Source organism: Crateriforma spongiae, assembly GCF_012290005.1.
In the GTDB taxonomy this organism is placed as follows: Bacteria; Planctomycetota; Planctomycetia; order Pirellulales; family Pirellulaceae; genus Crateriforma; species Crateriforma spongiae.
Window position 1 is genome coordinate 459,254 of sequence record NZ_JAAXMS010000005.1, and the last position, 21,193, is coordinate 480,446.

The following is a 21,193-nucleotide window of genomic DNA, read 5'->3' on the forward strand; positions in this document are numbered from 1 at the left end:
CAACAGCATCCTCCTCTGAGCGGCAAGGCGCTAGCCGCCGGTTCGGTAACGACGAGTCAAACGTGGCGATACGACACCCGCGGCTAGCGCCATGCGGCTCACAAATCGCAACCGCATCCTCCTCTGAGCGGCAAGGCGCTAGCCGCCGGTTTATCGCCACGGGTATACAGCCAACATGCCGAACGATTTTTGTGATCCAGTAACCCTGTTCATTACATGGACCACTTATGGCTCCTGGTTACCCGGTGATGCCCGTGGTTGGACGAGATGGAAACAGGGCGAGCAACAGCCGCAGCCCGTATTGGAAGACTGGTGCAAAGGCCGGATGAAGGAGAATGCCGTACTGCTCGATTCCAGTCAGCGTGACAGCGTTGAAGAGGTCATTCGTCAACATGCTGAGCATCGCGGTTGGCAGTTGCATGCGGTTTCAGCACGTTCTAACCATGTTCATATCTTGGTCACTGTAGTACCCAGCATTGGCAATCCGGACTTTCGCATGTCCGATGGAGTTAAACGGGTTCGCGACCAGTTCAAGGCGAACGCGACGCGAGTTTTGCGGCGCGGGCAAAATCCAGTTGTGAACGAGAAGGTCTGGACCAGAGGTGGTGATATTCAATTCATAGTCACGGATGACGATCTGGAGAAGGTCATGATTTATGTATCCGAGGCCCAAGATCGGATGGACCGCGGAAAGTAGGGATGACGCGATAGTATCAATCTCATCAGCGGCGAGAACCTAGCCGCCGGTTGGGTTTGCAACGAGTCAAACGTGGCGCTGCATTACCCGGGGCTAGCGCAATGCGGCTCACGAATCAGCGGCGAGGCGTTGGCCGCCGGTTGGGTTGGCAACGAGTCAGACCGTGGCGCTACAAAACCCGCGGCTAGCGCCGTGCGGCTCACGAATCAGCGGCAAGGCGCTAGCCGCCGGTTGGGTTGGCAACGAATCAAAACTTGGCGCTGGATAATCCGCGGCTGGCGCCCTGCGGCTCACGAATTAGCGGCCAGGCGCTAGCCGCCCGTCCGATGGAAACGAGTCAAACCGTGGCGCTGCAAAACCCGCGGCTAGCGCCATGCGGCTCACGAATTAGCGGCCAGACGCTAGCCGCCGGTTTGATGGCAACGAACCAAACATGGCGCTGAGGCATTCGAGGCTGTTGCTCGGCGGCACAACAAAGCCAGCAACCGGGGGCGGTCCGGGACGACTACAATGGCGGACGTGATCCAAACGTCGATCTGATGTGAAAAAGCGATCCCTGCCAGTCATTCCCCCGCCGAAATTCTTCGATGATGAAACCGTCTGCCATCCTGGTCGTTTTACTTGTTTTGCTATCTCGTGGCGCACCGGCCCAACAACCGCCGAACATTGTCTTCTTTTTCACCGACGATCAAACAACGTCGACGCTGGGTTGCTACGGAAACCCGATCATCCAGACGCCCAACATTGATCAACTGGCCAGACAGGGAACTCGGTTTGAAAACGCTTTTGTAAGTCAGGCCATTTGCTGGGTCAGCCGTACCACGATCCTGACCGGCTTGACGGGCCGCAGCTATGGAACGCCGGGTAATCCCGAGTTGGCAACCGCCGATGCCGTCCGAGAACTGTACACCGATCGCCTTCGTGCCAGCGGCTATCGGACCGGATACTTTGGCAAGTGGCATGCGAAGATGCCCAAGGATTTTCGTCGCGAAGACCACTTCGATGAGTTTGAAGCGATCGGACGGAACCCTTTCTACAAGCGACAAGCCGACGGCAGCCTGCGGCACGAAACCGAAGTGATTGTCGATTGCGGGATCGACTTCATTCAGCGACATGACCCCGACAAGCCGTTCGCACTAAACCTGTGGTTCAACGCTTGCCACGCCGAAGACAGCGACCGCCGGCCAGGGATCGGTCATTTCCCTTGGCCGCGATCGGTGGACGGCATGTATGACGACGTCCAGATCCCCGAACCACGTTTGGCGTCGCCTGGCATCTTTGAAAGCCAACCCGATTTTTTGAAAACGACGATCAATCGCGAACGCTATTTTTGGCGTTGGAACACGCCGCAGAAATATCAAACCAACATGCGTGCTTACTATCGCATGGTCAGCGGGATCGACGGGGCGATCGGCCGCTTTATGAAAGCGCTGGAAGACGCGGGCATGGCGGACAACACGATCATCGTCTACTCCGCGGACAACGGGTACTACATGGGAAACCGCGGTTTCGCCGGCAAGTGGTCGCACTACGACGATGCTCTTCGCGTCCCCATGATCGTCATGGATCCTCGAGTGCCCGAGGACGCCAAAGGCCAGGTATCACAGAAGACCGTCTTGAATCTGGATCTTCCGTCGACCTTTCTTGATTACGCATCGGTGGAAATTCCCGAACGCTATCAAGGAAACAGCATCCGCCGGATCGTTCAGGGCGATGCCGTGGATGAGTGGAGAACCGAGAGCTTTCATGAACACTTTGCAGTACGGAATCGCATCCCGGCATTCGAAGGCCTACGAAACGACCAGTACAAGTACGTTAGGTATTTTGACCACGGCGGGTACGAGTTTCTGCACGATCTGCAGAACGATCCTGAAGAGCTAACGAACTTGGTCGATGACCCAGATTACGCCGATGTTTTGGCACAGATGCGGAAGCGAACGGATGCTCGGGTGCAACAATTGGGTGGGCCTTTACAGCCACTGGATCAATTCAACGAATCGACCGATCCCATGCCCGTTGCGGCGGCAAATGTGAGTGCCAAGCCGGATGCCGATGGATTCATTCGCGTTTTTGACGGAAAGTCGCTGCGTGGTTGGTCGGGCGATTCCAAGTATTGGTCGGTCCAGGACGGTGCATTGACGGGGGTCGCCGACGGGACCCTGAAGATGAATCGATTCATCACATGGAAGCATTCGACCGTTCGAAACTTTGACCTACGCGTGAAGGTCAAGGTGACCGCCGGCGGCAATAGCGGCATTCAGTATCGCGGAACGATGCGACCGGATCTTGGTCTGGATGTCGTGTCGGGATACCAGTGTGACGTGGTGGCGGATCGCCCGGATTACAACGGAATGCTATACGACGAAAAAGGCCGCCGCATCATCGCTCGCACGGGCCAGAAAGTTGTCATCGACACCGACGGCCAGCCCTGGATCGTCGGCGAGTTTCCGATTGCAGATTTTGAACCCGACCAGTGGCACGAATACCGCGTCTTGGTCAAAGGCAACCATCATCAGCATTGGATCGATGATCACATGACATCGGACGTGATCGATCTGGATGAAGCCGGGCGATCACTGGAAGGAGTTTTGGCCGTGCAGGTTCATGTCGGACCGGCCATGAAGATCCAGTACAAGGACTTTCGCATCAAGCACTTGCCCGACAACCTGCCCTTGATTCACGCCGGCGACGTTACCATTCCCGAAGGATCGCTGGGCGTGAAGCCACAAGGTCGGCTTCCCAAAGATTGGCAGCCCCCGAAGTACGCCGCACCGTCGGGCGTCGAATGAATTTGCAAACCGTCCAATTCTAAAAACGTGCCATTTTGCAAACGTCACAGCGCCAAGTGAATGCCACGCGCCTGATCCGCTGGCATCGTATGCGCGACGTTACAATGGCCGCCGACGATGTCGAAGCGATTCGCGATGACGTTCCCACCTGCAACCATAGACCCGCCCAAGACGATGACCTATTCACGACGCCAAGTCCTTTGTTCCGCAGCCGCCGCGCTGGCGATTCCCGCCACCACCGTTTCGACCGCCATCGCAAGAGAACCGATCCAGCGGACCGGTCCGTCACGGCTGAAGCTTGCTTTGGCGGCGTATTCGTTTCGCCAGTACTTTTCGTACATGAAGGGCAAGAAGAAGCAGCCACAGAGTGACGGGCCGGCGATGGATATGGAAGGTTTTCTGCAATACTGTGCCGATCACGGGTGTGATGGCGCGGAATTGACCAGTTACTTCTTCCGCAACGATCCGGACCGCGACTACTTCTTGGACTTGAAACGATCCGCGTTTTTGAAAGGTCTTGCGATCAGCGGAACCGCCATCGGCAACAACTTCACCGTGGGGCGTGGCGAGCGATTGGAATCGGAAATCGCCGCTGCCAAACAGTGGATCGATCACGCCGCCGTTTTGGGTGCACCCCACATCCGATTCTTTGCCGGGACGGGCGCTCAGATCGAAAAGGAACCCGCACGGATCGACGAAGCAATCGAGGCACTGGAACAGTGTGCCGAGCACGCCGCGAACCATGGCATCATGCTGGGCGTGGAAAATCACGGCAATCTGACCAGCGACCAGATGCTGACGATCATGCAACGCGTGTCCAGCCCTTGGGTGGGCATGAATTTGGACACAGGCAACTTCTTTTCCGATGACCCCTACGGCGATTTGGAAAAGTGCGTCGGCTATGCCGTCAACGTTCAAGTCAAAGTGGTCATGCGATCGCCCGACCGTACGAAGTCACCGGCCGATCTGAAGCGAATCGCCGCGATTTTGCGCGACGGTGGTTACCAAGGCTTTGTGAATTTGGAATACGAAGAAGAACAACCCTACGAACACGTCCCACAAGCGTTGGACGAATTGCGGCAAGCGATCGCTTGATCGCAGCGGACGTGGACCACCACCGCGTCAGCTTTCGTCAAAGTCCGATCGATGCATCGCCTTGCACAGATTTTTGGGATCGGCGGCGATGCGTCCGCACTTGCGGCAAACGTACTGCGCCTGGTCAGCTTGTTGGAGCAAAATCGGTAACGCTTTTTCCAGCGTTGTTTTGTTCCATTTGCAAATGGCTTTTTTGGGAAGCTTTTTCATTCGCCCTGCTTCAAGACCGCTTGGCACCACAAACTGGGATCATCGGCCACGGGGTATTCCGGTCCCAGCGACAATGTTTGCCATCCTAGTTCACGGTCGACAACAGAACAGAAAAAGCCCAAGCGACTTTGGCTGGATGGGTCGAATCCGGTCATCGCCGCGGCGGGGATGAACCCGCTGAGTTTGTAGCCGTCGTGTCGTGCGATCGCCATCACTTTCAAGCTGCCAGGTTTGATCGGTTTCGGATTCGCTCGGGCTCGCTGAATCGGCACCAAGCTGGCGACCGGTTTGTCGCGTGACGGACCGCCGCCGGCCGGCATGAACAGAAAGCGATGACAGAAACCGGTCGCACGGTGAATGTTGGGACTGCACCGTGTGTCGATCCACAGATGCACGCCATCGCTGTCTTCCAGTCGTGTTTCGCGACACCACGGGACGGATGATTTTCCGGAAACGATCACGGCGATACCGATCCCGGTTTCGTCCCAGCCGATTCGGACGTCGGCGAAACTAGGGTGTTCGCCAAGTTGTCCCAAATCGGGCAGCCGACACGATTCTGGCAAGCTGACCCCGGCTGCTTTCCATTGCAGCGGCACGTGGGGAATTTCCAGCTCGAATCGAAACAGAAAGCTCGGGTCGATCAACCGGGCGGTCGCTTCGGATGCTTCGTCCGTCATATTAAATCCTGGTCCATCTTTCGACCGGACACCTACCTGGGTGCGGATCGGTCGGGCTTCAATGTTGTTGTCGCCGGGGCCGCCGTCGGGACATTCGCCGAGCGCGGCCGGTGACTTCGCGGGCTTGCGGGCCGATGCGAAACCGTCACCTTACGTGTCGCTGTGCGGCTGATGCAAACGCCCGCTGATCGGACGCCATCCGCTGTGATCGATTTGTGTCTTTACAATCAACTGCACCGCTTCGCCGTCGCCCCCTCCGTCGGGGCAACGTGGCAACCGAATCCGCCGGTTCATTGGAAGGAAAGCACGCCAATGCTGCGTCAGCATTCGATCGAAATTCGCGTCCGCTACGACGAATGTGATCCCATGGGGTTTGTCCACCATTCGCGGTACCTACAGTATTTCGAGATGGGGCGAACGGAACTGCTGCGGGCTTCCGGTGGCAACTATCGCGAAATGGAAGAAGCCGGCCAGTTGGTCGTCGTCGTCCGCGTTGACTGTCGGTACCGTCGTCCCGCCTGCTACGACGATCTGCTGCGGCTGGAGACGGAAATCACCGGCGTGACGGCCGGAAAAATCTTGCACCAATATCATCTGTACCGTGACCAGGAACTGCTGGTCCAAGCCGACGTGACGCTGGCGGTGATTGATCGCAAGGGTCAGATCCAACGTGTTCCCGAATTCCTTCGGACGGCGTTTTCGGCGGACCAGTCCCCCTAGCGATCCTGGGCGTCCGGATCGTCACCAAAGGCGTAGATGCAAAAGTCAGCCGGGGCGGACATGGGTTCACATAAAATTCACACTTTCGCCGCACTTCAAAGACTCGCCAGTTTTTTTCGCCCGTGCTAGCCTGACCGGCCCCACGAGTGAAAGTTCGTGCGGTGTCCGACGTGGTCATCGCCGAAGGATGTCCGACCGAGAGTGATTCCCCGGCCGGGCCCGACGAGCTTTCACTGCCTTTGTCCCCAATCAATCACGACGCAGAAACCACTCCGATGTCCACAACTTTTGTTTCGGTTTTGAAGCGCCGCACGAACGGCCTGACCTGCGGCTTGGCCGCGTTGGCGCTGGCGGTTGCCGGCTGTAACAGCAGCACGACCACGCCGACGGCGGAAACGGGCGAAGCCCAATCCAATCTGGTCGGCAACATCGAAATCGACGGCAGTAGCACCGTCCAACCGATCAGCAACGCGGTCCAAGAACAATTCCGCGACGTCGCCCCCGGCGTTTCGATCACCGTGTCGGGCAAAGGCACCGGAAACGGGTTCAAGCGTTTCGCGTTGAAAGAAACCGACATCAGTGGTGCATCGCGACCGATCAAGCCATCAGAATTGGAATCTTGCCGCGAAGCCGGTGTTGAGTTCGTCGAACTACCGGTCGCCTATGACGGTTTGACCTTCGTGATTCACCCCGAAAACGATTGGGTCGAAAGCCTGACCGTTGAGCAGTTGACCAAGATCTTTGCGGACGACAATCCCGTTTCGAAGTGGAACGAGATCGACGAATCGTGGCCGGACGAAACGATCAATATCTTCGCACCGGGAACCGGTTCGGGCACCTACGATTACACCAAAGAAGTCTTGGCCGATGAGATCGGGCTTCGTAAGGACATGAGTCTGAATGAGGACGACAATATCCTGGTCCAGGGGGTTGCCGGAAACCGCTACAGCATCGGCTTCTTCGGCGTCGCCTACTTCGAAGAGAACCAAGACAAGCTGAAGGCGGTTCCGATCGTCAATCCGGAAGACGGCACCGCATACATGCCGACGACCGAGAACATTTCCGGTAACAAGTACGCCCCCTTCAGCCGCCCGCTGTTCATTTACGTGAACGCCGAATCGCTAGATAAGGCGGAAGTCGCGACGTTCGTTGATTATTATCTGACCAACGTTCCGGAAACCTGTGAAAAGGTCGGCTACGTGAAGTTGCCCGAAGAATTGCTGGCACGTGCACGTGAAAATTACGAAAACGTCGTGTTGGGCACGCACTACGTTGATGAATCGGGCGAAAAGCGTGGCGGTCCCCTGGCCGACATCTTCGTTGCCGAAAACCTGACCAAGTAAGTGAGCACGACGGGCGTCTTGGTCCGCTTACGATTGATTGGCGATTGCCCTGATGAGCACCACACCGGTTGCCCTGACGAAACGCGAATTCACGTCGACCGCTGGAAAGCTGTTGCGTGAAAAGCTGATCGTGTTTCTGTTGGCGATTAGCGCATTGTTGACGATTGCGATCACAATCGGAATCGTCGGCATGTTGCTGACCCAAAGCTATCAGTTCTTCAGCAGCCCCTACGTGACCGCGTCGGAATTTCTGACCGGCACCGAGTGGACCGCGTTGCAATCGCCCGACCTGGAACAGGCCGAATTCGGCATCATGCCGCTGCTTAGCGGTACGTTCCGGGTCACATTGATCGCGATGATCATCGCGTTGCCGCTGGGGTTGATCACGGCGATCTATCTGAGCGAATACGCATCGCCACGGATTCGATCTTGGTTAAAACCGACCTTGGAAATCATCGCGGGAATCCCCACGGTGGTCCTGGGTTACTTTGCAATTCTAGTGATCAGCCCGTCGTTGCAATTCGTCAGCGGCGGCGCCTTCGACACCTTCAACGCCGCCAGTGCGGGCATCGCGGTGGGCATTCTTTGTCTGCCGATGGTGTGCAGTTTGTCCGAAGACGCGCTTCAAGCGGTGCCACGCAGTTTGCGAGAGGGTGCCTACGGCATGGGATGCACCCCGTTCGAAACGTCGATCAAAGTCGTCGTTCCGGCCGCGCTTTCGGGGATCGTCAGCGCATTTTTGCTGGCCTTCGGTCGTGCGATCGGTGAAACGATGGTCGTCGCGCTGGCCGCGGGGACTCGCGCCACGTTCTCGGCCGACCCGACCCGACAATCCCAGACGATGACGGGCTTCATTGTGGAAATGATCAAAAGCGAGAACGAGTTTGGGACCGTGCAGTATTACAGTCTGTATGGTGTCGCGATCACGCTGTTCTTGATCACGTTCGTCATGACACTGCTGGGCCAACTGATCCGTCGGCGCTATCAGGAGACCTACCATTGAGTTCTGCTGTACCGACGACGGATCTGGCAAGGTCGCCGGTTCCCGAAGCCTTGACGAACATTGACAGCGCCCAGCAATCGGCCAACTCCGATCGCCGGCGGCGCAACAGCGGCATCTTTTATGTGGTTTGCGTCCTGATCGCACTGCTAAGCGTTGCCGTGTTGGCTGTCCTGTTGGCGTCGATCGGCGTGCAGGGGGGCGGTCGATTGACGCCCAGTTTGCTGCAAAACGCACACAGCGAATTGAACCCCGAAGCGGCCGGCATGTGGCCGGCGATCATCGGTTCCTTTTTCGTGTTGGGCGTCTGTGGCTTGTTCGCCATTCCGCTGGGCATCGCGACGGCCGTCTACCTGGAGGAATTCAAACCGACGTCCAAAGTGTTGCAGTGGTTTCGCGGTTTCATCCAGTTGAACATCGCCAACCTGGCCGGCGTTCCGTCGATCGTTTACGGGCTGTTGGGTCTGTCGGCATTCGTCTACATGTTCAACATCTTCGGCCAGATCCAAGTCAACGAATCGACCGCCTGGGTCATCGCCGGCGAACAAAAGTTCTATCAAGTGCTTTCGCTGGAAACCGGTCAAACGGTGCTGATCCCGCAGGGTGACCGCGAAGAATCGAAAATCAAAGTCAACGAACCGACCGAAGGCATCGATTCAACCGGCCAAAAGGTGCAGGTGGAAATCTGGGAACCAGGGACTCCGAAACCGACCGACCCGGATGTCAAACGGCGCACCGTCCGAAAGGGTGCGACCGGCGGTATCTATTCCGACCGCAGTTGGTATTTCTTTCGGTTGCCGTTCGGACAGAGTTTCCTGGCCGGTGGGCTGACGCTGGGTTTGGTGATTTTGCCCATCGTGATCATTTCGTCGCAAGAAGCACTGCGAAGCGTGCCGCCGGCGCTGCGTGAAGCCTCGCTCGGCCTGGGTTCGACGACTTGGCAAACGGTCCGCCATGTTTCGCTTCCGGTGGCCATACCGGGTATCCTAACAGGTGTCATTTTGGCCATGGGGCGGGCGATCGGCGAAGCCGCGCCTATCCTGATCGTGCTGGGGGCCGCGATCTCCAAAGATTCGGGCCCCCATCATTTGATGGACACCGTTGTCACGATGCCGCTGTTGATTTTCGATTGGGCGGGTCGGCAACAGGCGACTTTCCAAGAACTCGCCGCCGCGGCGATTATCGTGTTGTTGGTGGTTCTGCTGATGCTGAACGGGATCGCCATCTATCTTCGACAACGGATGCAGCAATCCTGATGCATTCCAACACCGAAACGTCAGCAGACAACATGTCGATCTCATCCAGTCCCCGTGTAATGACCAGCAGCATGCCCCACGCCGAATCGGAAGGGCCGACCGAAACCATGATTCGGATCGAAGGCTTCAATGCCTGGTACGGTGACTTTCAAGCCCTGCATGACCTGTCGCTGCACATTCCCAAGAATCGTGTGACGGCCTTCATCGGGCCCAGCGGTTGTGGCAAAAGCACGCTGCTTCGCTGGATCAACCGCATGAACGACATCGTCCCCAGTGCTCATGCACGCGGCACATTGACGATGGGCGATCTGGATATCCTGGCCAAATCCACCGACGTGGTTCGGCTGCGTCGACAAATCGGGATCGTGTTTCAGAAGCCCAATCCGTTTCCCAAATCAATCTACGACAACGTCGCCTTTGGTCCTCGGCTGCACATGAAGCTGACGAAGAACCAGCTGGACGAACTGGTCCAGTGGTCTTTGGAAAAAGCCGCCGTGTGGGACGAAGTTAAAAACCGACTACATTCACCGGCCATGGGCTTGTCCGGCGGCCAGCAACAACGATTGTGCATCGCCCGCGCGATCGCGGTCGGACCAGACGTGCTGCTGATGGACGAACCGTGTAGTGCACTTGACCCGGCCAGCACTCTGGCGATCGAAGATTTGATCTTTGAATTGCGTCAGCAGTACACGATCGTCATGGTCACCCACAACATGCAGCAGGCATCCCGCTGCAGCGACCAGACGGCGTTCTTCTATAACGGCAAATTGGTCGAATCGGGGGACACCGAAACGATCTTTACCAAGCCGCAAGAAAAGCAGACCGACGATTACGTCCGCGGCCGCTTTGGTTGATCCCGCCCAACGCTGGGGATCCGCACCACGCTGACATTCAGCGGCGTTTCTTGGTAGGTTGCAAGGCTTGTCAAGCACCTAGGCTTGTTCGCGTTTTCCGACCCGACGGATGTAAACATGTCAAAGCACCTGCGACGTGCGCTGGACCAATTGCGTATCGATCTGTTGGGACAGTTCGCCGACGTCGAACAGATGGTTCAGTTGTCGGTGCGATCGTTGGTCGAGCGCCGCCGCGATATCGCCGATCAGGTGATCGAAGCCGACACGAAGATCGACATGACGGACATTCGTATCGAAGAAGAATGTCTGAAGCTATTGGCACTGCATCAACCGGTCGCCGAAGACTTGCGGTGGGTGGTGACGGTCATCAAGGTTAACGATGAACTGGAACGGATGGCGGATTTGGCGTGCAACATCGCCGAACGCGCCAAATCGCTGGACTTGTACCCGTTGTTCCCGGTTCCCGACGAACTTTCATCGATGGTCACCAACGCGTTGGAAATGGTGCGTGACAGCGTCGACGCATTCGTTCAGGGCAACGCCGTCCGTGCGACCGAAGTCATCAAGCAAGACGAACAGGTGGACGAACAGAACCGCATTGTGATCGACCTGCTGGAAGACTTGATGCTGGAAGACAAAGACTACATCATTCCCGCGATGCACTGTTTCAGCGCCGCACGATTGCTGGAACAAATTGCCGACATCGCCGAATCGTTGGCCGAAGAAGTCATTTACATGTCCGAAGGCGAAATCGTTCGCCATCAACACGGCGACATTCAATTGCCGCGAAGCAAGCGGCAGAAAAGTTCTTCGCCGATGGACTCTGAAGATCCGAACGAGTATTGAAGGTCCATGAATCTGTTAATTCATGCCTACAGCACCCTGGAAGCCCCTCAGGATTTGGCCTTCGAACACCGCGCCGCGTCACGACGAAGCCGCCGCACCGACAACCTGTCGGACGACCTGAATCGTTTGCGTGATTACTGTGTCACGACGGCCAAAGACGCGGCGGATACGCCCGCGATCCAAAACCTGTTGCAGCACATCGATCGCACGTCGCACCATTTCAGTTTCGAAATTGACGACGCGGAATTCGCGACGGTGTCCAAGTGGGCGTGGGCAAACAATGCGATCCTGTATTTCGCCGATGGGACGGTCCGGGATCCGTCCGGCCGCATCTTGATGGATCCCGCCAGCGGTAAACCACATCCCGATGCGGAATTGCCGTTTCCCGCTGATGCACGCCAACGTCAACTGCAAAGCGAAATGGTGATGCGGAATCGGTTGATCGATCCGCCGGAAGTGCTGCCACCGATCCCGGGCATGCAAGAGGTCAAGCCTCGCGGTGCTGATGACGTTGCCTGGCGATGTCTCGCATTGTTTTTGGTCGCCGCTCGCGCCGAATCGGTCATGGCCGGTCGTCCGATTCCCCTGGATGCCATCGAACGTCGCCATCCGCTTGCGCTGCACGCTTTGACCACCGCGGAAAAGTCATTCCTGCAACTCGACCGTCCAACGCCGGATCAGGCCGCCGAGCATTGTTGGCGTTACGAATCGCTGTACGCTCTGCAGTGGGCGTTGGGGATGCATCCGGAACTGGAATTCGCCGACAAGATTTGTGACGTTCCCACGGTCGCAAGGCTGATTTTCGCCGGAACGGAATCGGATTTCGTGACTACGGCCAAACTGCGTCCGACCGAACAGATCTTGGACGCCACTGATTTGAATTTGCGGCTGCTTTGGGCCGCTCGCGATGCCGCCAATCGCCGAAAAGATCCCCCGGCCGGGATCGACGGTTTTGTGCTGGTCGAAAGACAACACGCACTGCATTGGTTGATCGCTGCGGAGGGGCCGGCCTGGGACGACGTGGATACGTCAACTTGAATTAACGCGTCATCGGACAATTTGCGTCGATATCCACCGGGGTTCACGGTTTGTCATAATGGTGCGACCGACGATGCAATTCCATCGGCGGTGTCTCTGATTCATTGATTAACCCGATTGCACCGATGCTGGCACCTGAACTGCCTCAATACGGAATCATCGCCCGGTGGCCGGAAGACGGCCAATCGTTCATTCATCCATCGGACATCGCCGCGGCGAATCGTTGTCTGCCCAGTGAACGTGTATTGAAGCGGTTCGCATTCGACGGTTCGTACTATCACTACAGCTACGGCGCCGTTCGCTTCCGATTGCGTCCGTGTCTTTGGCTACGAATCAGGCCTGACGGGATCGATATTGGCGACCAAGTCGAAGTCGCCGGCGTGGGGATGCAGCGTGACTTGTTCGTCGCTTCCGTTTGGGGCATGCATTTCGTCCAACGTAAAGGCTGCATCGTTTATCGTCTGCGTCGCGCCGACAGCGTCGTACCGAACCTATACACCGCCGATCAACTGAAGCGATTGGATGTGAAGGAAAAGGTCCGACCCGGAATGACCAAACACCCGCATCCCAAGTGGACCGGGGCCGGTGAAACGCTGGCCAATTGGCAGACGACCGACGACCGCTGATTCCGACGATGCACCATCGCAGCCTGTGTTGTTCGTCTGCCCTCGGCACGGCACTGTCTTGACCACGGGTTGGTGAGAGTTGTTTCCGCAGTGACGATGGGGCCTCGCACGGAGGCACAAAGGCACGGAGTTGTAGGGGCAGGAAGTTTTTAGGGGGCAGGAGCGGGCGTGTTGCCGCTGGCAGTCAGTCAACAAACTTCATCGACCGGCACGACCCCACTCTTTCTTTTCTCCGTGCCTCCGTGACTCTGTGAGAGACTTTTCCCGCGGTCGTACTGGGGCCTCGCACGGAGGCACAAAGGCACGGAGTTGTAGGGGGACGAGGTCTTTAGGGGGCAGGAGCTGGCGTGTTGCCGCTGGCAGTCAGTCAACAAACTTCATCGACCGGCACGACCCCACTCCTTCTTTTCTCCGTGCCTCCGTGACTCTGTGAGAGACTTTTCCCGCGGTCATACTGGGGCCTCGCACGGGGGCACAAAGGCACGGAGTTGTGGGGGCAGGAAGTTTTTGGGGGGCAGGAGCGGGCGTGTTGGCGCTGTCAGTCAGTCAACAAACTTTATCGAGCGGCACGACCGCACTCTTTCTTTTCTCCGTGCCTTCGTGAGTCTGTGAGAGACTTTTCCCGCGGTCGTACTGGGGCGTCGCACGGAGGCACAAAGGCACGGAGTTGTAGTGGGCGAAGTGGGAGTCCTAAGACTGATGGTTGCGAAAACATCGGCAACACTCGATCTTCCCACTGAGCCTTCAATTCTCCCCGCGATCCCGTGATCTGGATCAACCGCCAGCGAGTTACCAGGCGGCGGATCATCGTGATACGCTAGAGAAAACCAAAGTTGAACCTCCACCCAACCCTGTTAAAAGAATGCCGCGATGATTCGTCCTCTTGGTTTCGTCACCGCCATCGTTCCCGACATGAATCTGGAAAACGTGATGCAGATGGCTTCACGCATCGGATACCAATGTTTGGAAGTCTGCTGTTGGCCACCCGGCAAAGCCAGTCGTCGATACGCCGGCATCACTCACATCAATGTGCTGGACTACGACGCCGGTCAGATCAAAGACTTGTGCGCACGACACGAAATCAGCATCAGCTCGCTGGGCTATTACCCCAATGCGTTGTCACCGGATTCTGATGAATCATCGACCGCGGTCGAACACATCCGTGCGGTTGTCGCCGCGTCGTCGGAACTGGGCATCGGCAAAATGACGACGTTCATTGGCCGCGACTGGACCAAGAACGTCGACGACAACTGGCCACGTTTTCTGGAAACCTGGCGACCGATCATTCAAGAAGCCGAAGACTTGGGCGTCCAAATCGGCATCGAAAACTGTCCCATGCTGTTCACCGCTGATGAATGGCCTGGTGGTAAAAACCTGGCACACAGTCCGGCGATCTGGCGTCGCATGTTCGAAGACATTCCGAATCCGAATTTTGGTCTGAACTATGACCCGTCGCACATGGTGTTTCAACAAATGGATTATCTGGCACCGCTGCGTGAATTCGCCGACCGCATCTTCCATGTCCATGCCAAAGACGTGCGCGTGGACACCGAAAAGCTGAACGATGTCGGCACGCTGGCGTTTCCCAATCTCTATCACACCCCCAAACTGCCCGGCATGGGTGATGTGGATTGGGGCAAGTTCTTTTCTACGCTGACGTGCACCGGTTACACCGGACCGGTTTGTGTGGAAGTCGAAGATCGGGCGTATGAAGGTTCCGACGAAACGATCGAATTGTCGCTTCGGCAAAGCCATACGTTTCTGCGGAACTACTTGCCCAAGAACGACTAACCTTCGGTGACCTTGGGCGTTCTGTCGCCAGAGATTCACCAGGTCGACCACTGCTCGGTCACACGGACCATCGCATCAGCAATCGTTTTCAGGTCCTCCGATGCAATGTTCAGTGCGGGCGTTGTGTAAATCACATCGCCGAACGGTCGAATCCAGATGCCTTCTTCGACGAATCGGCTACGCAGTCGGTCCAAGTGATCTAAACGGTCGACCTGGATCACACCGATTCCGCCCTTACAGCGAACGTCGACCACGCGTGGGATCGACTCGGCTGGTTTCAACCAGGTGGAAAGCTGGTCCTCGATCGCTTTGGCTTGCTGTAGTCGTGGTTCCTGGGCAAACAGATCGAGTGATGCACAGGCGGCCGCACAGGCCAGCGGGTTGCCCATGAAAGTCGGCCCGTGCATGAAAGCGTTCTGCGAATCATCGGACCAGAAAGCACCAAACACGCGATCGGTGGCGACCGTGGCCGCAAGTCCGATCGCGCCACCGGTCAGCGATTTCCCCAGACAAATGATGTCGGGAGTCACGTCGGCCGAATCGACGCCAAACATGACGCCGGTCCGACCAAATCCGGTCGCCAATTCGTCGGCAATCATCAACACGCCGTGCTGGTCGCACTGCGAACGCAGAAACGTCAACACGTCGGGGTCATGAAAACGCATCCCGCCGGCACCCTGCACGGTGGGTTCGATAAAGACGCCCGCGATGGTCGATCCATGGCGCTGCAAGGTGTCACGAAGGGCGGATCGGCTGGCATCGCATTCGGGGATAGGCAGATGAATCTGTTCCAACAAACCGCCGCTGAATTCCGCGTGCATGCTGCGGACCGGATCGCACAAAGACATCGCGCCCGTCGTGTCGCCGTGATACGCGCGATCAAAGGCGATGAAGGTCTTGCGTCTGGGCTGTTCGGTCTGTCGATGAAACTGCATCGCCATCTTCATCGCAACCTCAACGGCCACACTGCCACTGTCACAAAGAAACACGCGACTGAGATCACCGGGCAGTAAATCAGCCAGGCGACGCGCCAGGTCGGCGGCCGGTTGATGTTGCAGGCCGCCCATCATCACGTGAGGCATCCGCTGGGCTTGCTGAACCATCGCGTCCACGATGTGAGGATGGTTGTATCCGTGACAGGCGCACCACCACGATGCCATGGCGTCAATCAATTCGCGCCCGTCCGACAAGCGGATCCGAACGCCCTCGGTCGATTCGACCGGCAACGGGCTCGGCGCCGTCTTCATTTGACAGTACGGCATCCACAAATGATCCGCAGCGGCTTCCTGCCACTCGGGTGGTCGTGACGGTTGTAACATGGAGCTTCGCATCGTTTGGCAATGTTGGGGGAACATCGGGCAGGCGTATCTTCCGATCTGCCTCGCGGATCCGCAATCATGCGATACCAACGCCAATCACGCCAAACCCGGGGCGCAGCTGGTCGACCGATGATGCCAGCCGAACCGGCTTGCGTTATCCTTGTTAACATTCGACAGGATGAACGCTGGCGATTCGATTTCGCCTGCCTCCTGGGCCGTGGTCCGGATTCCGAATTCTGTCGGCCCGCACAGCGACAGGCGTTGCAGCGGATACGTCACGACGCCGCCGTCAGCCTTCGTCCCCCAGCACCCGTCCCCCCAGCACCCATCCCCACGCCTTTCAAACAGGACGCAATGAGTATGAAGTCGTTTCCGTTGATCCAATTGACGTTCTTGTCAGCACTGATGCTGATCGTCGGCTGTGGCGGATCCAGCGATAACGCCGGCGGCGACGACGACACGCCGGTCATCGCATTCGTCCAAACCGGTGCCGACAACGATTGGCGAAACGCTCACACGGTTTCGGTCAAGGAAGCCGCGGCGGACAAGGGCTATGATTTGCGTTTTGCCGAAGGCCAATCCAAACAAGAAAACCAGATCAAGGCGTTCAGCTCGTTCGTCAATCAAGGCGTCGACGCGATCATCCTGGCCCCGATCGTCGAAACCGGTTGGGACAACGTGCTGGAAAAGGCTAAGAAGCGAAACATTCCGGTCGTCATCCTGGACCGCAAAGTCAAAACCGACGACGAATCGCTGTACGTGACCTACATCGGTGCTGACACTTACACCGAAGGCAAAAAGGCGGGCAAATGGTTGGCCGAAAGAATGGGCGGCCAAGCCAAGGTCGTTGAATTGCAGGGCAACCCCGGCGCTTCCCCCACGATCAATCGCTTCAACGGGTTTCGCGAAGCCATCGCTGATCAGAGCGGGATCGAAATCATCGCCTCGCAAAGTGGTGAGTTTCGACGCAGCAAAGGCAAAGAGGTCATGGAAGCGTTCTTGAAGAAATACGGTGACGCCATCGACGCCGTCTACGCGCACAACGATGACATGGCGATTGGCGCCATCCAAGCGATCGAAGACGCCGGAATGAAGCCGGCCGAAGACATCGTGATCGTCAGTGTTGACGGGGTCCGCGCGGCATTCGAAGCGATGGTCGATGGCAAACTGAATTGCACCGTCGAATGCAATCCGCTGCAGGGTCCATTGGCAATGGAAGCGGTTGAGAAGATTCTCAGCGGCCAAGCCGACCAACTGGACAAGGTGACTTTGATCGAAGATTCCGTGTTCGAGATGGAACAGGCCGCCGACGTCATCGAATCACGCAAGTATTGAATTTCCCCCTTGGCGATCCGACACGATGCCTGATCAGCCGACAACCAACGAGCTGTTGCGAATCGAAGGGATCAGTAAAACGTTCCCAGGTGTTCGCGCGCTTGATGAAGTCGATCTAACCATTCGTCCCGGCGAGATCCATGCCTTGATGGGCGAAAATGGTGCGGGCAAATCGACACTAATCAAAGTCTTGACTGGTGTTCACAGCCGAGATTCAGGACAAATCTGGTTCGACGGGCAAACCATCGCACCGCGCAGCCCATCGGACGCCGAAAGGTTGGGGATCAGCACGGTTTACCAGGAGGTGAACCTGATCCCGCACCTCAGCGTCGCCGAAAACATCATGCTCGGCCGCCAACCCAAGCGCTTCGGATTGCTGTCGTGGAAACAGATTCGCCACCGCGCGACCGAAGCCGTTCGCCGCATCGGACTGGACGTCAAGATTCAGCGGGAATTGGCGGACTGTTCCCTTGCCGTCCAACAATTGGTCGCCCTGGCTCGTGCGGTCGATGTTCAGGCGAAGTTGTTGATCCTGGACGAACCGACATCCAGCTTGGACGAACGCGAGGTCGACGAGTTGTTCGTGGTCTTGCAGCGTTTGAAGGACGAAGGCATCGCGATCATTTTCGTCACTCATTTTCTGGACCAGGTCTATCGCCTGGCCGACCGCATCACCGTGCTGCGAAACGGTCGACACGTCGGAACGTATCCGACCAGTGAATTACCGCGACTGGAATTGGTCGCCAAGATGCTGGGCCGTGACCCCGATGAAGTCGCCAATACGCAAATGCCGGGGTCGCGACCGGTTGATGCCCAGTCGGATACGTCCGCGGGTGCCGACACGCCATTGCTATCGGCCAACGGCCTAGCGGGACAGAACACGGTCCAACCCTTTGATCTGAAACTGTATCCCGGTCGCGTGACCGGTCTGGCGGGGCTGTTGGGATCCGGGCGAACTGAGGTGATCCGATTGCTATTCGGACTGGATCGTGCCGGCGAAGGCACGTTGTCGATCGATGGCGAAACGGTGGACCACCCATCGCCACGTCAAATGATTCGTCGCGGCTTGGCGTTTTGTCCAGAGGACCGAAAGCGTGACGGTGTGTTCCTGGACTTGTCCGTCCGCCAAAACATCGTTGTCGCCTTGCAGGCCCGCGCTGGTGCGTGGCGGACACTATCGTCAGCCAAACAGAACGCGTTGGCCGAACACTACATCGAACGTCTGGGCATCAAAACGCCTTCCCCCGAAACTCCCGTGGGGAACCTTTCCGGTGGCAATCAACAAAAGGTGCTGCTGGCGCGATGGCTGGCGATGCAGCCCAAGTTGATCCTGCTGGACGAACCCACACGGGGCATCGATGTCGGTGCCAAAGCGGAGATCGAATCGTTGGTCGAATCGTTACGTCGTGACGGAATGTCCGTCGTCTTTGTTTCATCCGAATTGGATGAAGTCGTGCGAACGTGCCAGGAGGTGGCCGTCATGCGTGACCGCCGGTTGATCGACATGCTGGCCGGCGATGATTTGAACGAATCCAACATCATGCAACGGATCGCACATCATGACGACGCATGATCCGCCTTGGTACCGACGTTTCGTCGACAACACGATTTTTTGGCCGCTGATCGCATTGGCGGCCTTGTTGATCTTCAACGCGTTCAGTTCACCATCGTTCTTTGACATCCAGGTACGTGACGGACATCTGTACGGCAGCCTGGTGGATGTGCTGAATCGTGGGTCGATCGGAATCATTTTGGCCATCGGAATGACGCTAGTCATTGCAACCGGCGGCGTCGACCTATCGGTCGGATCCATCATGGCAATCTCCGGTGCCGTTGCTGCGTTGCTGTTGACGGAAACATCACTGCCTTTTCCGGTTGTCATTGTGGCCGCATTATCCGCGTCACTGATCGCCGGCGCAATCAACGGGGTGCTGGTGTCCATCGTCGGCATCCAACCCATCGTTGCCACGTTGATCTTGATGGTGTCCGGTCGCGGGATCGCGCGTTACATCACTGGCGAAAAGGTCATCGCGTTGGTGGACGATCAATTCAGTCCCGCCTTTGATTTCATCGGCAACGGACACTTTCTGGGGCTGCCGTTCACCGTCACGTTGTTCGTTCTGTTGTTCGTGGCCACGCTGTTGATCGTTCGCCGAACCGCGGTGGGATTGTTTATCGAAGCGGTTGGTGCCAACCCGAATGCCAGCCGAGCCGTCGGCATCCACGCGCACGGGGTGAAGATCGCCGTGTACATGTTTTCGGGGTTGTGTGCGGGGATCGCCGGACTGATCGATGCATCCAATATCAATGCGGCGGACACGGTCAATGCGGGCGTGTTCACCGAACTGGACGCGATCTTTGCCGTCGTCGTTGGCGGAACCGCGTTGTCGGGCGGTCGGTTTTCGTTGACCGGATCGTTGATCGGCGCGATCTTGTTGCAAACGCTGTTGACGACGATGTACACCTTCGGGGTCGCGCCGGATGTTGCCCCGGTCCCCAAAGCGGCCGTGATTTTGTTTGTGTGTCTTTTGCAGTCCGACGTCTTTCGCCGCATGGTTTTCCGGAGGGCGGAGGCATGAAAGTCACCGGATTGCTGCGGTTATCGCCAAAGGTCGTTCCGCTGCTGACGACCGCGCTTGTGCTCGTTTTATTGCTGGGCGGTGCATCGGCAAGCTTCGATGGATTCGCGTCCAGTTATGTCATGGCCGACTTGGTGTCGGAGAATGCGTTTCTGGGGATCGCCGCACTGGGAATGACTCTGGTCATATTGTCCGGCGGTATCGATTTGTCGGTAGGATCAATGATCGGGTTCACGACCATTCTGGTTGCCACCCTGATCAGCGACGGACGCTGGTCACCGGTCGCCGCATGGATCGCGGCCCTCGGCATCGGCACTGCTTTTGGTGGCGCGATGGGAATGTTGATTCAGGTTTTCCGATTGCCGGCATTCCTGGTGACCTTGGCCGGGCTGTTCTTTGCCCGCGGGATGGCCTTTGCCATCAAGAAGCAATCGGTCCAAATCAACCATCCGATGTATGACCGACTGAACGACATCACGTTGCCGATCGGCGGCGGCGCAGAATTAAGCTTCGGTGCCCTGGTCTTCCTGGGCATGTTTCTGGTGACGGTGTTGATCGCCCACTTCACCCGATTCGGGCGAAACTTGTATGCCACCGGCGGCAGCGAATCGTCGGCCGTTTTGATGGGTTTGCCCGTCGCCAGAACCAAGATCGGTGTTTATACGTTTAGCGGGTTTTGCGCTTCGCTGGCCGGAATCGTGATGACGCTTTACATGGATTCTGGCAACCCCGCCAACGCCATGTCACTGGAATTAGACGCGATCGCCGTGGTCGTCATCGGTGGCACTTTATTGACCGGTGGAATCGGTTTCGTGCCGGGTACGTTGTTGGGCGTGTTGATCTATTCGACGATCTATCAGATCACCTATTTCGCCAATCTGCCGGCTTCCTTGGCCCGAATCTCCATCGGCGTTCTCCTGATGGGTTTTATCATTCTTCAGCGTTGGCTCAGCCGCGCACGTTGACCGCCGCTGCTCTGGCACACCAGATGCACCGGTTTCTGTGCTGTACCACCGAA

General features: G+C 57.3%; 19 protein-coding genes. 16 read left to right on the plus strand and 3 right to left on the minus strand.

Annotated elements, in window-relative coordinates; translation table 11 throughout:
• Nucleotides 1-175: 175 nt before the first annotated feature.
• The 3 genes from HFP54_RS15620 (at nucleotide 176) to HFP54_RS15630 (ending at nucleotide 4,581) form a co-directional block, all read left to right on the plus strand.
• The gene (locus HFP54_RS15620) at nucleotides 176-697 is read left to right on the plus strand and encodes a transposase (RefSeq protein WP_168565832.1); all 522 of its coding nucleotides are present in this window, start codon (nucleotides 176-178) and stop codon (nucleotides 695-697) included.
• Nucleotides 698-1,284: 587 nt separating this feature from the next.
• On the plus strand, nucleotides 1,285-3,486 hold the full coding sequence (locus HFP54_RS15625) for a sulfatase-like hydrolase/transferase (protein WP_168565833.1): 2,202 nt from the start codon (nucleotides 1,285-1,287) through the stop codon (nucleotides 3,484-3,486).
• A gap of 117 nt (nucleotides 3,487-3,603) precedes the next feature.
• The gene (locus HFP54_RS15630) at nucleotides 3,604-4,581 is read left to right on the plus strand and encodes a sugar phosphate isomerase/epimerase family protein (RefSeq protein ID WP_197136849.1); all 978 of its coding nucleotides are present in this window, start codon (nucleotides 3,604-3,606) and stop codon (nucleotides 4,579-4,581) included.
• A gap of 27 nt (nucleotides 4,582-4,608) precedes the next feature.
• Here HFP54_RS15630 and HFP54_RS15635 read toward each other — a convergent pair whose 3' ends face one another.
• Both HFP54_RS15635 and HFP54_RS15640 read right to left on the minus strand, forming a co-directional pair.
• The gene (locus HFP54_RS15635) at nucleotides 4,609-4,791 is read right to left on the minus strand and encodes a hypothetical protein (RefSeq protein WP_168565834.1); all 183 of its coding nucleotides are present in this window, start codon (nucleotides 4,789-4,791) and stop codon (nucleotides 4,609-4,611) included.
• A complete protein-coding gene (locus HFP54_RS15640) occupies nucleotides 4,788-5,468 on the minus strand; it encodes a DOMON domain-containing protein (protein WP_197136850.1) in 681 nt (226 codons plus the stop codon). The genes HFP54_RS15635 and HFP54_RS15640 overlap by 4 nt, the downstream gene beginning before the upstream one ends.
• Nucleotides 5,469-5,672: 204 nt before the next feature.
• Here HFP54_RS15640 and HFP54_RS15645 point away from each other — a divergent pair, with 204 nt between their 5' ends.
• The 9 genes from HFP54_RS15645 to HFP54_RS15685 all read left to right on the plus strand — a co-directional run bounded on the left by HFP54_RS15645 (nucleotide 5,673) and on the right by HFP54_RS15685 (nucleotide 14,942).
• Nucleotides 5,673-6,188, plus strand: coding sequence for an acyl-CoA thioesterase (locus HFP54_RS15645; protein ID WP_231604607.1), 516 nt, complete (start codon nucleotides 5,673-5,675; stop codon nucleotides 6,186-6,188).
• A 275-nt stretch (nucleotides 6,189-6,463) separates the two neighbouring features.
• Nucleotides 6,464-7,531, plus strand: a complete 1,068-nt coding sequence (locus HFP54_RS15650) for a PstS family phosphate ABC transporter substrate-binding protein (RefSeq protein WP_146413284.1) — start codon at nucleotides 6,464-6,466, stop codon at nucleotides 7,529-7,531.
• 52 nt (nucleotides 7,532-7,583) lie between these two features.
• Nucleotides 7,584-8,534, plus strand: a complete 951-nt coding sequence (gene pstC / locus HFP54_RS15655) for a phosphate ABC transporter permease subunit PstC (protein WP_145299058.1) — start codon at nucleotides 7,584-7,586, stop codon at nucleotides 8,532-8,534.
• A gap of 23 nt (nucleotides 8,535-8,557) precedes the next feature.
• Nucleotides 8,558-9,787 carry a PstA family ABC transporter permease gene (locus HFP54_RS15660; protein ID WP_390657580.1) on the plus strand — a complete coding sequence of 410 codons (1,230 nt, stop codon included), beginning with the start codon at nucleotides 8,558-8,560 and terminating at the stop codon, nucleotides 9,785-9,787.
• A gap of 59 nt (nucleotides 9,788-9,846) precedes the next feature.
• Entirely contained in the window at nucleotides 9,847-10,641 is a 795-nt protein-coding gene (gene pstB, locus HFP54_RS15665; RefSeq protein WP_197137644.1) for a phosphate ABC transporter ATP-binding protein PstB, read from the plus strand.
• A 117-nt stretch (nucleotides 10,642-10,758) separates the two neighbouring features.
• Complete coding sequence (gene phoU, locus HFP54_RS15670) at nucleotides 10,759-11,487, plus strand: phosphate signaling complex protein PhoU (RefSeq protein ID WP_168565836.1); 729 nt, start codon at nucleotides 10,759-10,761, stop codon at nucleotides 11,485-11,487.
• Nucleotides 11,488-11,493: 6 nt separating this feature from the next.
• Nucleotides 11,494-12,525: a DUF4272 domain-containing protein gene (locus HFP54_RS15675; RefSeq protein WP_168565837.1), complete on the plus strand. Its 1,032-nt coding sequence runs from the start codon at nucleotides 11,494-11,496 to the stop codon at nucleotides 12,523-12,525.
• A 125-nt stretch (nucleotides 12,526-12,650) separates the two neighbouring features.
• Nucleotides 12,651-13,151: a DUF6960 family protein gene (locus HFP54_RS15680; RefSeq protein WP_146413288.1), complete on the plus strand. Its 501-nt coding sequence runs from the start codon at nucleotides 12,651-12,653 to the stop codon at nucleotides 13,149-13,151.
• An 870-nt stretch (nucleotides 13,152-14,021) separates the two neighbouring features.
• Nucleotides 14,022-14,942, plus strand: a complete 921-nt coding sequence (locus HFP54_RS15685; protein WP_168565838.1) for a sugar phosphate isomerase/epimerase family protein — start codon at nucleotides 14,022-14,024, stop codon at nucleotides 14,940-14,942.
• Between the two features lie 35 nt (nucleotides 14,943-14,977).
• Here HFP54_RS15685 and bioA read toward each other — a convergent pair whose 3' ends face one another.
• A complete protein-coding gene (gene bioA / locus HFP54_RS15690; protein WP_235951867.1) occupies nucleotides 14,978-16,273 on the minus strand; it encodes an adenosylmethionine--8-amino-7-oxononanoate transaminase in 1,296 nt (431 codons plus the stop codon).
• A 342-nt stretch (nucleotides 16,274-16,615) separates the two neighbouring features.
• On the opposite strand from bioA, the gene HFP54_RS15695 reads away from it, so the two are divergent.
• The 4 genes from HFP54_RS15695 to yjfF are packed head-to-tail and all read left to right on the plus strand — an operon-like array spanning nucleotide 16,616 to nucleotide 21,140.
• Nucleotides 16,616-17,596 (plus strand): ABC transporter substrate-binding protein, encoded by a 981-nt coding sequence (locus HFP54_RS15695; RefSeq protein WP_168565839.1) that lies wholly within the window; start codon nucleotides 16,616-16,618, stop codon nucleotides 17,594-17,596.
• 25 nt (nucleotides 17,597-17,621) lie between these two features.
• Nucleotides 17,622-19,169 (plus strand): sugar ABC transporter ATP-binding protein, encoded by a 1,548-nt coding sequence (locus HFP54_RS15700; protein WP_168565840.1) that lies wholly within the window; start codon nucleotides 17,622-17,624, stop codon nucleotides 19,167-19,169.
• Nucleotides 19,156-20,175, plus strand: coding sequence for an ABC transporter permease (locus HFP54_RS15705; protein WP_168565841.1), 1,020 nt, complete (start codon nucleotides 19,156-19,158; stop codon nucleotides 20,173-20,175). The genes HFP54_RS15700 and HFP54_RS15705 overlap by 14 nt, the downstream gene beginning before the upstream one ends.
• Nucleotides 20,172-21,140, plus strand: coding sequence for a galactofuranose ABC transporter, permease protein YjfF (gene yjfF / locus HFP54_RS15710; RefSeq protein ID WP_168565842.1), 969 nt, complete (start codon nucleotides 20,172-20,174; stop codon nucleotides 21,138-21,140). The genes HFP54_RS15705 and yjfF overlap by 4 nt, the downstream gene beginning before the upstream one ends.
• The last annotated feature ends 53 nt before the right edge of the window (nucleotides 21,141-21,193 follow it).

Excerpts from the sequence above, each read along its gene's own strand:
- bioA (WP_235951867.1), bottom strand. The coding sequence starts at position 16,273 with ATGCGAAGCTCCATGTTACAACCGTCACGACCACCCGAGTGGCAGGAA.
- HFP54_RS15620 (WP_168565832.1), top strand. The coding sequence starts at position 176 with ATGCCGAACGATTTTTGTGATCCAGTAACCCTGTTCATTACATGGACC.
- HFP54_RS15685 (WP_168565838.1), top strand. The coding sequence starts at position 14,022 with ATGATTCGTCCTCTTGGTTTCGTCACCGCCATCGTTCCCGACATGAAT.
- HFP54_RS15675 (WP_168565837.1), top strand. The coding sequence starts at position 11,494 with ATGAATCTGTTAATTCATGCCTACAGCACCCTGGAAGCCCCTCAGGAT.
- HFP54_RS15705 (WP_168565841.1), top strand. The coding sequence starts at position 19,156 with ATGACGACGCATGATCCGCCTTGGTACCGACGTTTCGTCGACAACACG.
- HFP54_RS15650 (WP_146413284.1), top strand. The coding sequence starts at position 6,464 with ATGTCCACAACTTTTGTTTCGGTTTTGAAGCGCCGCACGAACGGCCTG.
- HFP54_RS15695 (WP_168565839.1), top strand. The coding sequence starts at position 16,616 with ATGAGTATGAAGTCGTTTCCGTTGATCCAATTGACGTTCTTGTCAGCA.
- HFP54_RS15680 (WP_146413288.1), top strand. The coding sequence starts at position 12,651 with ATGCTGGCACCTGAACTGCCTCAATACGGAATCATCGCCCGGTGGCCG.
- HFP54_RS15630 (WP_197136849.1), top strand. The coding sequence starts at position 3,604 with ATGTCGAAGCGATTCGCGATGACGTTCCCACCTGCAACCATAGACCCG.
- HFP54_RS15640 (WP_197136850.1), bottom strand. The coding sequence starts at position 5,468 with ATGACGGACGAAGCATCCGAAGCGACCGCCCGGTTGATCGACCCGAGC.
- yjfF (WP_168565842.1), top strand. The coding sequence starts at position 20,172 with ATGAAAGTCACCGGATTGCTGCGGTTATCGCCAAAGGTCGTTCCGCTG.
- pstC (WP_145299058.1), top strand. The coding sequence starts at position 7,584 with ATGAGCACCACACCGGTTGCCCTGACGAAACGCGAATTCACGTCGACC.
- pstB (WP_197137644.1), top strand. The coding sequence starts at position 9,847 with ATGACCAGCAGCATGCCCCACGCCGAATCGGAAGGGCCGACCGAAACC.
- HFP54_RS15635 (WP_168565834.1), bottom strand. The coding sequence starts at position 4,791 with ATGAAAAAGCTTCCCAAAAAAGCCATTTGCAAATGGAACAAAACAACG.
- HFP54_RS15700 (WP_168565840.1), top strand. The coding sequence starts at position 17,622 with ATGCCTGATCAGCCGACAACCAACGAGCTGTTGCGAATCGAAGGGATC.
- HFP54_RS15625 (WP_168565833.1), top strand. The coding sequence starts at position 1,285 with ATGATGAAACCGTCTGCCATCCTGGTCGTTTTACTTGTTTTGCTATCT.
- phoU (WP_168565836.1), top strand. The coding sequence starts at position 10,759 with ATGTCAAAGCACCTGCGACGTGCGCTGGACCAATTGCGTATCGATCTG.